At 73.1% G+C, this 13229-nt stretch carries 11 protein-coding genes; 6 read left to right on the top strand and 5 right to left on the bottom strand.

Annotation, left to right across the window (positions count from 1 at the left end; translation table 11 throughout):
- Nucleotides 1–45: 45 nt before the first annotated feature.
- Together ACWD10_RS14655 and ACWD10_RS14650 are read right to left on the bottom strand one after the other, a co-directional pair.
- Nucleotides 46–1776, bottom strand: a complete 1731-nt coding sequence (locus tag ACWD10_RS14655; RefSeq protein WP_451090685.1) for a hypothetical protein — start codon at nucleotides 1774–1776, stop codon at nucleotides 46–48.
- 115 nt (nucleotides 1777–1891) lie between these two features.
- Nucleotides 1892–3139: a hypothetical protein gene (locus tag ACWD10_RS14650; RefSeq protein WP_451090683.1), complete on the bottom strand. Its 1248-nt coding sequence runs from the start codon at nucleotides 3137–3139 to the stop codon at nucleotides 1892–1894.
- A gap of 273 nt (nucleotides 3140–3412) precedes the next feature.
- Between ACWD10_RS14650 and ACWD10_RS14645 the strand changes: the two genes are divergently transcribed.
- Complete coding sequence (locus ACWD10_RS14645) at nucleotides 3413–4009, top strand: histidine phosphatase family protein (protein ID WP_451090681.1); 597 nt, start codon at nucleotides 3413–3415, stop codon at nucleotides 4007–4009.
- A 104-nt stretch (nucleotides 4010–4113) separates the two neighbouring features.
- Here the strand turns inward: ACWD10_RS14645 and ACWD10_RS14640 are convergent, their stop codons facing one another.
- Complete coding sequence (locus tag ACWD10_RS14640) at nucleotides 4114–5553, bottom strand: tetratricopeptide repeat protein (RefSeq protein ID WP_451090679.1); 1440 nt, start codon at nucleotides 5551–5553, stop codon at nucleotides 4114–4116.
- A gap of 281 nt (nucleotides 5554–5834) precedes the next feature.
- Between ACWD10_RS14640 and ACWD10_RS14635 the strand changes: the two genes are divergently transcribed.
- Both ACWD10_RS14635 and ACWD10_RS14630 read left to right on the top strand, forming a co-directional pair.
- A complete protein-coding gene (locus tag ACWD10_RS14635; protein ID WP_451090677.1) occupies nucleotides 5835–6368 on the top strand; it encodes a hypothetical protein in 534 nt (177 codons plus the stop codon).
- 65 nt (nucleotides 6369–6433) lie between these two features.
- Nucleotides 6434–7285, top strand: a complete 852-nt coding sequence (locus ACWD10_RS14630) for a spermidine synthase (protein ID WP_451090675.1) — start codon at nucleotides 6434–6436, stop codon at nucleotides 7283–7285.
- A 99-nt stretch (nucleotides 7286–7384) separates the two neighbouring features.
- Here ACWD10_RS14630 and ACWD10_RS14625 read toward each other — a convergent pair whose 3' ends face one another.
- Entirely contained in the window at nucleotides 7385–7966 is a 582-nt protein-coding gene (locus tag ACWD10_RS14625) for a hypothetical protein (protein WP_451090673.1), read from the bottom strand.
- 158 nt (nucleotides 7967–8124) lie between these two features.
- Here ACWD10_RS14625 and ACWD10_RS14620 point away from each other — a divergent pair, with 158 nt between their 5' ends.
- From ACWD10_RS14620 to ACWD10_RS14610, 3 genes are all read left to right on the top strand, one after another.
- Complete coding sequence (locus ACWD10_RS14620; RefSeq protein WP_451090671.1) at nucleotides 8125–8817, top strand: response regulator transcription factor; 693 nt, start codon at nucleotides 8125–8127, stop codon at nucleotides 8815–8817.
- Nucleotides 8814–10238 carry an ATP-binding protein gene (locus ACWD10_RS14615; protein WP_451090669.1) on the top strand — a complete coding sequence of 475 codons (1425 nt, stop codon included), beginning with the start codon at nucleotides 8814–8816 and terminating at the stop codon, nucleotides 10236–10238. The genes ACWD10_RS14620 and ACWD10_RS14615 overlap by 4 nt, the downstream gene beginning before the upstream one ends.
- Before the next feature lie 270 nt (nucleotides 10239–10508).
- Complete coding sequence (locus ACWD10_RS14610) at nucleotides 10509–11561, top strand: chitinase (RefSeq protein ID WP_451090667.1); 1053 nt, start codon at nucleotides 10509–10511, stop codon at nucleotides 11559–11561.
- 114 nt (nucleotides 11562–11675) lie between these two features.
- Here ACWD10_RS14610 and ACWD10_RS14605 read toward each other — a convergent pair whose 3' ends face one another.
- Nucleotides 11676–13112: a glycoside hydrolase family 1 protein gene (locus ACWD10_RS14605; RefSeq protein ID WP_451090665.1), complete on the bottom strand. Its 1437-nt coding sequence runs from the start codon at nucleotides 13110–13112 to the stop codon at nucleotides 11676–11678.
- Nucleotides 13113–13229: the final 117 nt, after the last annotated feature.

The following is a 13229-nucleotide window of genomic DNA, read 5'->3' as shown; positions in this document are numbered from 1 at the left end:
CTTGTGCAGCGGAGTTGTGCCCGGTCTTGGGGTCGAGGGCGGCGGTCACAGCAGGTCCTCCTCGGTCACCGGGTCGGGTGCGGGCGCGGTGGCCTCGCCGGGCGGGCCGCCGTGGGTCCACGGGGTGTCCTCCGGGTCGGGCAGTCCGGGCCCGCCCCGGGGCTCGTGCTCGAAGAGGGTCCACGCGACCGTGTCGCCCGCCTCGGGGACCGAACCCTCGGCGGGTTCCTTGCCGCGGCCCATCTTGTCGAGGAGACGTAGGACGAGGGTGGCCTTGCCGTCGTCGCCGTTGCCGTTGCCGTTGCCGTCGCCGTCATCGCCGTCGGAGGCGGGCCGGGTGTCCGGGGCGGCTTCGGTGTCGGTCCCGGCGTAGCCCACGAACTCGGCTGCCTGCGGCTTTCCGTCGAGGGAGCGGTAGACCTTCGTACGCTCGCCCAGGTGTGGCCGGTCCGTGGTGCGCACGGTCACCAGAGGGCGGGGGCTCGGGCGCTTGCTCTCGCTGTACGCCATCACCACATCCGTGACCTCGCCCGCGAACGCCTCGCCGGTGAGCCGGCGCCCGGCAAGGACCAGCGGGTCGTCGAGGGCTTCCTGTGCTTCCAGGCGGGCCTGCGCGGTCTCGCGCGTGGCCAGCTTGTTGGCCGCGGTGACCGCGTCGTCGTGGCGGGGCTGCGGCGGCTCGCCCGCCAGGACACGGTCCCGGTGCCCGGTGTACGACCAGCGGTCCCGGGTCCAGCGGTCGGTGGCCCGGGGCGCTTCCGGGAGCGTCCGCAGCAGGTCGAGGCCGTGCCACACGGCGTCCCAGGTGGGCCGGGTCACGCGCTCGACCAGGGCGCGGATCTCCCGCTCGGCGGCGGTCAGTTCGTCCCGCCCGTCTCCCGCCACCGCCCTGCCCGACGCGCTGCGCGCGGCACCTTTTGATCCCAGCGCCTCGGCGGCGGCGCCGTCCTGCGCGGCCGCGACCGCCACGCGCGCGTGGTCGTAGCGTTCGATCGCCGGGGCGAGCAGCGCGTTGTCGAACGCCGGGTCCGTGGCCGGGCCCGCGGGAGGGCAGAGCAGCTGGCCCCGCTCGTCCCGGGCCAGTTCCGCGCGGTGCGCCGCGGCCGCGCCCGTCGTACCGTCCGGCGGGTCGATCCAGGCGAGCAGCGCACCCAAGTGCTGGTCCTCCAGGCTCGACTGACCCGTCGCCCAGTGCCGCCCGAGCAGCTCCGTCATGGCGAGCAGCAGCGCGGACCCCGGCACCCGGGCGCGCTCCCCGAAGTGGGTCAGCCAGCGCCCGAGCAGCGGCACGCGCGGCGGCGCCGGGTAGGGCGTGTCCGGGTCCTGCTCGGCCGTGCGGCGGAAGCGCATCGAACGGCCAAGGAGGCGGACGAGGTCGAGCCCCGCGCGACTCGGCACGATCAACTGCGGGGCGTCCGCGCACAGTTCGACCTCGACCTTGACCCGCTTGCCGGTCTCCGGGTCGGTCTCGTTGCGCTCGGCGGGCTCGGTCTCGGCGGCGTACGACTCGACGTACGGCAGGACCGACTCGGCGAGGTCGGAGAGGAACGCGAACCGCAGATCGCGGTCGCGCGGCTGCGGCACCACGAGCAGCCGGGGCCGCTCGCGGTCGGTGCCGACCAGGGCACCGAGCGGGGCACCGGTCTCACCGGCCGTCGTGAGCGGCACGAGCACCAGCGGCCGCTCGGCCAGGTGCCGGTGGCGCACGGTGGCCAGCGGCTGCGCCCGCCCGGCGGCCACGGCTTCGAGGCGGGCGAGGGTGGCCATCAGGGACATGGCGCCTCCGACCAATTCAGCCCGTCCGGCGTTTGAGGACGAGCGCGTTCAGCGAGACATGGGCGGGGGTCTGGGGGCCGCAGGCCCCCAGTTTCGGGAAGGGGTGGGACTGGGGCTAGCAAGAGGCACCCCCAAGCGCTTCCGCACGCAGCACCGCCGCACGCCGCAGCGCCACCACCGCCGGGTCGTCCGGGTCACCGTCCTCGCCCCGGGCGGACGCCAGCACTCCGGCCACCGTCGTGAGCCCGCCCAACTCCCCGCGCGCGGCGCGGCCGAGCGCGGCCACCTCACCGCTCGCCCGCGCGCGATCCCGGCAGTGGAAGGCGAGTTCGCAGGTGGACAGGCACTCCGGGGCATACGCGGCGGGGACCGACTCGACCGCGGCCGTGAGCTCCTCGGCGGGGCGCTCGACGTCGAACGTGGCGCCCTCGGGCAGCGTGGCGGCGATCTCCTCGATCCGGGTGAGGCGGCCCAACTGGCGGCGGGTGACGGAGAGTTGCTTGCGTACGTCCACCGCCGATGCGGTCGGCAGGTTGGAGAAGTCCTTGGGGCATACCAGGAGCACCCGGTCCCGTACCGGAGGAGCCGGGTCGAGATGCCGGGCGACCTGCTCCAGGGCCAGGACGTACACCGCGGCCTGGCGGACGGCCGCGCCCACTTTCGCGGCATCGGCCGAACCGTCGATCATCGGGAAGGACTTGATCTCGACGACCGTCCAGCGGCCCTCCGGGTCCACCACCACCGCGTCCGGTTCCAGATACGCCGGGGACCCCGCGACGTCGAGGGCGAGCATCGGGTGGTCGAGCAGCGTCCACGCGCGCGTGGCGGCCGCCTCACGCAGGGCGAGCGCCGTGCGCGCGGCCCGCCCCTGAGGGCCCGCGGCGGTGAGGTCGGGTGTGTGCACCTCCGCCGCGCCATCAGGCTCCGCGCTACCGGGCTCCGCGCCACCGGGCTCCGGACCGCCGAACGCCTGGTGTGCGAGGCGCAGCAACTCGGCGCCGCCGTCCGCCTTCACGCGCGCCTCGAAGGCGTTGCCCCGGATCATGGCGAACTGGGACTGCCCGAACGCGGCCGGGGCGCCGAGCGCTCGCGCGAGCGCCGTCTTGTCCACACCCGCGCCGTCGAGCAGCGCGCGGCGGCGGCAGCCGGGGTTGGCGGCGAGCGCGGCCAGGGCGCGGGCGTCGAGGGCCTTCGGCGGGACCGCCGGGCCGCGCAGCTCGGCGAGCCTTCCCCAGGCTCTCGGCTCCGCTCGAGCAGGGGAGACCCCATTCCCCAGCGGTGTCGTCGGCACCGGCCGCACCGGCTGTTCCGTGCGCGTTAGTGGGACCGTCGGTGGTCCCGCGCTGATCGGGAATTCGCTCACCTGCCGAAGTCTCGCATCCACCACTGACAACCGGGGGACACGGGCCACAGCAGGCCCGGGCGGCCGGGTGGAGGGGCCGGGGAGAGGGGTCGGGGAGGGGGGTCGGGGAGGGGGGTCGGGGAGGGGGCGTTCGAGGGCCGTGAGAGCGGTGGGCGATGATGGTGGGGAACGATCCACAAGCTGTCCCGACATATCCGTATGGGGCCTGCACGCGACCCGGCACCGCCTCCGCGCGCGACGGATCAGCCGTACCGACTTCAGGGAGAGAGCCCCATGGCACCGCGCATCCTGCTGGCCCGCCACGGACAGACCGAGTGGTCACTGGCCGGGAAGCACACCGGCAGGACGGACATCCCGCTCCTGGAGGAGGGCCGGCGCGGCGCCAAGCTGCTCGGCGAGCGGCTGCAGCGGGCGCCCATGAACGGCCTGCCCGACGTCGAGGTGCGTACGAGCCCGCTGGTACGCGCGCGTGAGACCTGCGACCTGGCCGGTTTCGGCGACCGCGCCACGGAGTGGGACGCGCTCATGGAGTGGGACTACGGCGCGTACGAGGGCATGACCCCGGCCGAGATCCACGCGATACGCCCCGGCTGGCTCATCTGGCGCGACGGTGTGCCTGAGGGCGAGTCGTTCGCCGACCTGACGGCGCGCGCGGACGAGGTGGTCGCCTGGGCGCGCTCGGCCGACCGCGACGTGCTGATCTTCGCGCACGGCCACATCCTGCGCTCCATCGGCGCCCGCTGGCTCGGCCTCCCCCTGGACTTCGCGGCCCACATCCGCCTCAACCCGACGTCGCTCTCGATCCTCGGCTGGGCATACGGCGAACCGGCCATCGAGTCCTGGAACGACGTGGGCCACCTGGCGGGCTGACGCGGCAGCTACAGGAGTACAGGAGCCGCGGAACGCGGCAACTACAGAAGTACGGCCGGGGCCGTGATCAGGCCCTCAGGCCGTACGGCCTGAGACCTCGGCCCTCAGGCCGTATGGGCCAGCACCGTATGCCGCTCAAGAAAGTCGCCCACCCCATGGGCGCGCCGGTGCGGCCGCAGCACCCGCTCCGTGTTGGCCAGTATCGACCGGACCCGGGACGACTGGACCTCGTCGAGCAGGTCGAGCACCTGGTGCGCCGCGGCGGCCGCCTCGTCGGGCCGCCCCGACCGGGCGAGGTCGTCCGCGAGCTCCGCGGTGTACAGCGCGGTGTTCCGGGTGAAGTGGGGCGTCCGGTCCGCCGCGATACCGGCCGCGCGCCGGGCGTGCCGGGCCGCGCGCGGCCAGTCGCCCAGCGTCGACCAGCACTGCGCTTCAAGGGCCGCGAGCTCGGCCTCGCCGTAGAAGGTCATCCACTCCGGGTCCGCGTCGGCCGGGCCCCGGTCGAACAGGGTCTGCGCGCGGCTCAGCGCCTGCTCGCAGCCCGCGCGGTCGCCGAGCCCCGCCAGGGCCCCGGCTTCACGCAGCGCGAGCAGCGAGAGCAGCCGCGCCGAGCCGTCGTGCTGCGCGGACCGCTGGGCGGCCTGCGCGGCACGGACCGCCTCGCGGTACCGGCCCGCGTCCCTGGCCAGGAAGGACATATTGCAGAAAGCATGCGCCTCAAGGGCCGCGTCGCCCGCCATCCGGGCCGTCGCGAGCGCCTCCGCGTAGTGCGAGCGGGCGTCGTCGAAGCGGCCCGAGTCATGGGCCAACCAGCCTACGGAAATGGACAGTTCGCCCGCACTCGCGTACAGTCGGTCGGCCGTCGCCTGCTGCGCCGGGCGGCTCGCGCCCGCGTCGAGCAGCGCGTAGGCGGTACGGAGTGGGGCCGCGGCCCGCTGATAGAGGCCCTCGGCGCCGTGCCGGTCGTCGAGCAGCCGGATTCTGCGCACCGCCTCCTCGACGGCGGAGGCCTCGGTGCCGCCGACTCTGCGGGGCGTGGCGGCGGCCGCGGTCCGGTTGCCCAGAGGTCCGGTCAGGCCCAGGGAAGCGGCCGCCACGGCGGCCGTGCCGCCGGTCATGAATGCGCGACGCAGCACGTCGCTCTCCTCGTCGTTCTGGATCTGCTCAGCGTTCGGTGTACGGAGGTCCGGCACGGTGCCCGGGGGCGCGGCGGGTGGCGTGGTGTACGCAAGGGGCGCGCCCATGGAGTTGCGCGCCCCCCGGCCGCGTACCGTCTCGCGCGGTGCGAAGCCCAGGTCCGTCAGGGTGCGGCCGGGGAACAGGTGCAGGAACACCCGCTCGTAGGCGTAGTTGGGGCAGCGGATCTCGCCCGCCTCCACCCGCCCGATGTAGCGCGCGTCGCACGAGACCCGCTCGCCGATCTCGCGCGCGGCCCTGCGTACGGCGGCCGCGAACTCGCCCGGTGACAGCTGCCCGCGCAGCTGGCGGAAGGCGAGATTCGGCCGTGGGGCCCCCGCTGACGATGCCTTCGGTGACGACGTCATCGGCCACACCCTCTCGTGCGGTTCGTGCCGGAGTGTGCCGCCGGGCCCGGCGTGCTGCCCGGGCTCGACGGGGCACGAACGTACCGGCTGTACCGAGGCGGGTTCGCGGGGTTTGGCTACAAACCGGATATCTCACGCGTCTTCTGCCATGAACTGCCATCCTTTGCGGCGGTCTGCCGCCGTAGCCGTTGACGCCGAACGCCGTTGAACCATGCGGGGAAGGAGCTAGACCGTTTCTTCTCTTCTCGGACCGAGGAGGGGTTCCCTTGTTGGAGGTCGGCATGGAGAACAGCGACTGCCTGATCACGGAGCCGTTGCGGTCGGCGCAGCCGTCACTGTCCACCGCCCGGCACCGGCCGACCCAGGACCACTCGGCCGGCTTCGACGGCACGGCCCCGCACGGAGCGCCGGGCCGCCCCGAGGAGGACGGGAGCGAGGGCTGCGACCTGGTCACCGTCCCGGCCCGGCAGGGCCTGGAGGCCGTCGACATCCTGCGGCGCGGGTCGGTTCCGGCCGTCGGGCCCGTCCTGCACGACACCACCTGCGACACCCTCGGCTTCCTTGTGCCCCCCGGCACGGCCGACGCCTGGGATCTGCCGGGCAGCGCCTGCGCCCAGACGTTCGGGCGCGGCCTGCGCGCCGACGGGACCGGCACGGCCGCCGACGGTCCGACCGCGGACAGCGCCCCGCCGGTCGCCGGGACAGGCTGGCTGCTGCCGCCCGCCGACACCGGCCCCGTGACCGACCCGGTCGTGCTGCGCGCCGCGCTCGGCGAAGCGGCCCGCATCATCGAGGCGGCCGACAGGTGCCGGTGACCTCCGGCACGGGCGACCGTACGGCCCCGTAACGAGCAGGACCGCCATGGCCCGATAATGGGCAGATGGCCAGGAAGAGGCGCGCCGTGGCGGCCGTCGAGGAACAGGTGGACGGCGGGCTCGCGGAGCTCGTGCCCGACCCCGACCGCACGCGCGCGTGGACCCTGCTCGTGGACGGCGCCCCGCAGTCGCACGTCGATCTCGACGACCCCACCCACCTCGACTTCTCCTACCAGCGCAGGCTCGGCCACCTCGTCGACCTCACCGCACCGCCCGGCCGCCCGCTGCGCGCCGTGCACCTGGGCGGCGGCGCTTTCACGCTGGCCCGCTATGTCGCCGCCACCCGGCCGCGCTCCACCCAGCAGGTCATCGAACGGGACGCGGCCCTCGTCCAACTGGTCCGCCGAGAGCTCCCGTTGGACGCCTCCGCGCGGGTGCGGGTGCGGACCGGCGACGCCCGCGCGTGCCTCGCGAAGATCCCCGACGACTGGGCCGACCTGGTCGTCGCCGATGTCTTCAGCGGCGCCCGCACGCCCGCCCATCTGACCAGTACGGAGTTCCTCTACGAGGTACGCCGGGTGCTGCGCGGCGGCGGCAGCTACGCCGCCAATCTGGCCGACGGGCCGCCCCTCGCCTTCCTGCGCGGCCAGATCGCCACCGCCGCCAAGGTCTTCCCCGAACTCGCGCTCGCCGCCGACCCGGCCGTACTGCGTGGCAAACGGTTCGGCAACGCGATCCTCGCCGCGTCGGACGCCCCACTCCCGATCGCCGAGCTGACCCGGCGCACGGCGGGCGACCCGCACCCCGGCCGGGTCGAGCACGGCAGGGCGCTCGCGGACTTCGCCGGGGGCGCCGCCCCGGTCACCGACGCCGGTGCCGCCGCGTCACCGGCTCCGCCTCCTGGCGCATTCCGCTAGCCGGAAAGCAGGCACTTAGGGCGACGGAAACCGACGCTCGTCAGAGAGGCGGAAAACACAGAACCGGCGCCACATAGAGAGCGGGCGCGGCGACGGAGGTCACTTCCGGTCGTCGATCTCCACCATCGGCTCGTGATCGTGCCACGTGCAGAACACCGAGACCTCCCGGTCGCCCTGTGTGAAGGTCACCCGGATCCACGTCGGCTGCTTCCACACCTGCATCTGCCAACCCGAGTTGGGCGTCGCCGACACCAGCTCGGCCGAGTCAGAGCCGATCTCGAAAGCCACCCGGCCGCCGGAGACGTTGTAGCTCTTCACGTTCCCTGACGGACGCGCGCTGCCCCCGCCCCCGCCGTCACCACCCGGCTTCCCGGACGGCTTGGGGGTCCGGTCCGGAGCGCTGCTCGAGGGCCGTCCGCTCGAGCCGTCCTTGCCGCCTTCGCCGCCCTCGCCGTTCCCGTCGGACGTGCCGGGCTCCGGGGTCTCCCGGGGGCGGTGCGTGGACGACGACTGGGGCCTGGCCTCCTGCGCGCCGTGGTCCGAGGCGCCGGCGATGGGCAGGGCGCGCGGACGGTCGTACGCCGTGCCCGACATCACCGTATGGACGCCCCACCAGGACAGCGTGACCGCCGCTCCGGTGGCGAGCGTCCACGCCGCGCCGTGTACCAGTCCTCGTTGCATCGCCGGCCCATACTGCCCCATGCGCCCCAGCCGTGTCCCCGGGGGGAGCCTGGGGGGGCCAGGGGTCAACTCCGGCACTGAGACTCGTTTCACGAGACCCGTGTCACGAGACCGGCGTCACGCGCCCGGTGTCAGTCGTATGGCGTACGGTGCCGCCCATGGCAAGTGTGCTCGTGGTCGAGGACGACCAGTTCGTACGCTCGGCCCTCATCCGGCATCTGACCGAGGCGTCCCACACCGTACGGAGCGTCGGCACCGCCCTGGAGGCGCTGCGCGAGGTCGCCCATATCCGCTTCGACGTGGTGATCCTGGACCTCGGTCTGCCGGACCTGGACGGTGCCGAGGCCCTGAAGATGCTGCGCGGGATCACCGACGTCCCGGTCATCATCGCGACCGCACGCGACGACGAGGCCGAGATCGTCCGGCTGCTCAACGACGGCGCCGACGACTACCTCACCAAGCCCTTCTCCGTAGAGCATCTTTCCGCCCGGATGGCCGCCGTGCTCCGCCGCTCCGGCGCCGCCGCGGCAGGCGAGGCGCCGGTCTCGCGGGTGCTCCGGGTCGGCGGGCTCTCCATCGACCCGCTGCGCCGCCAGGCGGAACTCGACGGCACCTCGCTCGACCTCACCCGGCGCGAGTTCGACCTGCTCGCCTTCCTCGCCGGGCGGCCCGGCGTCGTCGTACCGCGCAAGGAGCTGCTCGCCGAGGTGTGGCAGCAGTCGTACGGGGACGACCAGACCATCGACGTACATCTGTCCTGGCTCCGCCGGAAGTTGGGCGAGACGGCGGCGAACCCGCGCTATCTGCACACCCTGCGGGGCGTGGGCGTGAAGCTGGAGCCACCCCAATGAGATGGGCCCTGGTCAAGGTGTGCCTGGCCGTCACCGTGATGGTCGTGGTCGCGTTCGCGATCCCACTGGGCCTGGTCATCCGCGAGATGGCCGCCGACCGCGCCTACTCGAACGCCGAGCGGCAGGCCGCCGCCATCGGACCCACCCTCTCCATCACCACCGACCGCGACCAGTTGACCCGCGCCGTCGCCTCCACCCAGGCGGGCGCGGACGGCCGGATGGCCGTGCACATACCCGCCGCCGAGGGGCAGCCCGCCCTGGAGATCGGGCGGGGCCGGGCCGCCGACGCGGTCGTGGACCGCACCCGCCGGATCGCCAGCCCCCGGATCGCGGACGCCCCGGGCGGCATGGCACTGCTCCAGCCCACCGCGCTCGGCTCGGGCGAGGTCGCCATCGTCGAGGTCTTCGTGCCCGAGGCGGCGCTCAGCAATGGCGTGACCACGGCCTGGCTGGTGCTCGCCGGGGTCGGGGTCGCGCTGATCATCGGCTCCGTGGCGGTCGCGGACCGGCTCGGCGTACGTCTGGTCCAGCCGGCCAGGCAACTCGCGGGCGCCGCCCACGACCTGGGCGAGGGCAAGCTCAGCGCGCGCGTCCCGGAGGACGGGCCCGCCGAGCTCAAGCAGGCGGCCGTCGCCTTCAACTCCATGGCCGACCAGGTCGTCCAACTTCTGGCCAACGAGCGGGAGCTGGCCGCCGACCTCTCGCACCGCCTGCGCACCCCCCTTACGGTGCTGCGGCTGAACGCAGCCTCCCTCGGAGAGGGCCCCGCCGCCGACCAGACGCGGGCCGCCGTCGAGCAGCTGGAGTCCGAGGTCGACGCCATCATCCGTACCGCCCGTGAGGCCAAGCCCACCACGGCCGCGGGCGGTTCGGGCCCCGGCTGCGACGCGGCCGAGGTGATCCGCGAGCGGATGGCGTTCTGGTCGGCGCTCGCGGAGGACGAGGCGCGCAAGGTGCGGGTCGCCGGGGTCGACGCCCCGGTGCACGTCCCGGTGGCCCGGGCCGACCTGGTGGCCGCCCTGGACGCGCTGCTCGGCAACGTGTTCCGGCACACCCCGGAGGGCACCGCCTTCGCGGTGGACGTGCACAGCGGCGAGGACGCCGTGATCGTGCTCGTCTCGGACGCGGGACCCGGCATCCTCGACCCGGAGGCAGCCCTGGCCCGGGGCCGCAGCGGCGGGGGCGGAGCCCGGGGCGGTGACGCGTACTCCGTCGGCTCGACCGGGCTCGGCCTGGACATCGTGCGGCAGCTCGCCGAGTCGACCGGCGGTGACGTACGGGTCGGCAACTCGGTACTCGGCGGCGCCGAAATCCGCATCTGGATCCAACTGGACGGGCGGCGGCCTGTCTCCGGACGGCGACGGCACCGAGGGGCGGCGGCACGGCGCCGCGGCAAGGCCACGGCCTCGACGTCGGCCTGAAGGGCGCGGTCCTCAGGCACAGTCGGCCTGAAGGGCCCCGGCCCTCAGCCACCTGAAGCAGCCCGCTCACAGGTGCTTTGGACGGCCCTCGCAACCGCCGAGGTGGGTCCTCTCGCCCCGCGCCCGGCCCCACCTTTAATCGCCCCCGATGGCTTCCTTAAGCGCACCCTAAGATGCCCAACCCCCGTCCGGATCTTGCTGATTGTCCGATTCCGGATCGCTAGCGTGCAGGCGCACCCCCCACCCCCGTACAGCAGAGGCAGGCACGCCATGAGCACGCACCGGCGCAGGATCAGCGGCAGGACGAAGGCGATCGGCGCGGTGATCGCCGCGGCCGCCGTCGGCGGCGCCGCCTTCACCTTCTCCGGCTCCGCGATGGCCACGAAGACGGAGCAGGGCGACGGCGCCACCAGTACGGCCGCCACGGCCGAGGCCAACCGCTTCGCTCCTTATGTGGACACCTCGCTCGCCCCGGCGTACGACCTGGTCGACACCGCCGAGAAGACCGGCGTCAAGGAGTTCAACCTCGCCTTCATCACCGCGGGCAACGGCTCCTGCACCCCGCTCTGGGGCGGCACGACCGGCCTGGAGGACAACAAGGTCGCCGCCCAGATCGACGACCTGCGGGCCAAGGGCGGCGACGTCCGCGTCTCCTTCGGCGGCGCGGCCGGGTCCGAGCTCGCCCTCAACTGCTCGTCCGCGGACGAACTCGCCAAGGCGTACGGCAAGGTCGTCGACCAGTACAAGCTCACCAAGGTCGACTTCGACATCGAGGGCGCGGCCCTGCCGGACACCGAGGCCAACACCCGCCGCGCCCAGGCCATAGCCAAGCTCCAGAAGGACCACCCGGACCTGGACGTCTCCTACACGCTGCCGGTGATGCCCGAGGGCCTGACCCAGCCGGGCGTCGCCCTCCTCGAGGACGCCAAGAAGAACGGCGTGAAGGTCGACGCCGTCAACATCATGGCCATGGACTACGGGCCCTCCTACAGCGGCGACATGGGCAAGTACGCCATCGACGCCGCGACCGCGACACAGGGCCAGATCAAGGACGCCCTCGGCCTCAGCGACAAGGAGGCCTGGCAGACCGTCGCCGTCACGCCGATGATCGGCGTCAACGACGTGACCACCGAGATCTTCAAGCTCGACGACGCCAAGGAGCTGGTGGAGTTCGCCGAGAAGAAGGGGCTCGGCTGGCTCTCCATGTGGTCCTCGACCCGGGACAAGGCGTGCGAGGGCGGCTCGACCGAGGTCTCGCCGACCTGCTCCTCCATCGACCAGGAGCCGCTGGCCTTCACCAAGGCGCTGGGCGCCTACAAGTAACCGCTGATTCCCTCCCCCCCCACACACACCACCCACACCCCCACACCGCGTGCCCCGACCGGCTTCCCCCCACCCGGTCGGGGCACGCCCCTGTGCGCCTGCGTCCAGCAGGGCCTAGAGCGCGGGCGGTTCCGGCAGTTCGCCCGTCGCCGCCACCCGGGCGTACCACTGCGCGCTCGACTTCGGGATCCGCGCCTGCGTCTCGTAGTCCACGTACACGGCGCCGAACCGCTTGCTGTAGCCGTACGCCCACTCGAAATTGTCGAGCAGCGACCAGAGGAAATACCCGCGCACGTCCGCCCCGGCGGCGATGGCCTCGCGCAGGGCGGTGAGGTGGGCGTGCAGATAGCGGATGCGGTCCGGGTCGTGGACGCTGCCGTCGGTGCCGGGCTTGTCGTCGTAGGCCGCGCCATTTTCCGTGACGAAGATGGGAACTTCTGGAGCTTCCGAAGCGTATTTCAGGAGAAGGTCGCGCAGGCCGGTCGGATCCACCGGCCAGTCCATCGCGGTGAGTTCACCCGGCGCGCGGTGGAAGGCGACCCCGTCCGCACCCGGCCAGGGAGAGTGCGGACCCGGGTTGTGGCCGTCCAGGCGCCGGACGTTGGCGGCAGTGGCTGCGTTGTCAGTGGCCGCTGATACAACGGACGGTGTGTAGTAGTTGATGCCGAGGAAGTCGAGGGGGTGCTTGATGACATTCAGGTCTTGGGGGCGTACGAAGGACCAGTCGGTGATATCCGCGGTGTCCGCGAGCAGGTCCTCGGGGTACGCGCCCGCGAGCAACGGCCCGGAGAAGATCCGGTTCGCGAGCGCGTCGATACGCCGCTGAGCGTCGCGGTCGGCCGGCACATCGGTCAGCGGTCGCACCGCGTTCGGGTTGAGGCTGATGCCGATCCCGGCGCGCGGCGGCAGGGCGTTGCGCAGAGCCTGGGCGCCCAGGCCATGCGCGAGGTTGAGGTGGTGGGCCGCGCGCAGCGCGTCCCGGTGATCGGTGCGGCCCGGGGCGTGCACCCCTGAGCCGTAGCCGAGAAAGGCGCTGCACCACGGCTCGTTGAGGGTCGTCCACAGCTCCACCCGGTCGCCGAGCGCCTCCGCGACGAGCCCCGCGTACTCCGCGAAGCGATACGCCGTATCCCGCTCGGGCCAGCCGCCCGCGTCCTCCAACTCCTGGGGCAGATCCCAGTGGTAGAGGGTCAGCAGCGGGCGGATGGAGCGGTCGAGCAGGTCATCGACGAGCGCCCGGTAGAAGTCCAGACCGCGCTGGACGGCGGGGCCGCGCCCGGTGGGCTGCACCCGGGGCCAGGACACCGAGAAGCGGTACGCCCCCAGACCGAGCTCGCCGATCAGGCGCACATCGTCCGCCCGGCGGTGAAAGTGATCGCAGGCGATATCGCCGGTGTCGCCCGCGAGCACCTTGCCCGGCGTATGGCTGAAGGTGTCCCAGATCGACGGCGTACGACCACCCTCACGGACGGCCCCCTCGATCTGATACGCGGCGGTGGCGGCGCCCCAGAGAAAACCGGGCGGAAAGGGCTGTTGAACGGCAGAAACCACGGGAGCGCTCCCAAAGTCGAGAGGAGAAAGGAGAGTTGTCTGGGCAAGAAGAGCCTGTCCGGCGTTTACGGACGAGCGCGTTCAGCGAGATAAGCGGGGGTTCGGGGGCAAGGCCCC

This window comes from Streptomyces sp. NPDC002851, from assembly GCF_053591935.1.
This window is presented reverse-complemented; position numbering and strand designations above follow the sequence as displayed.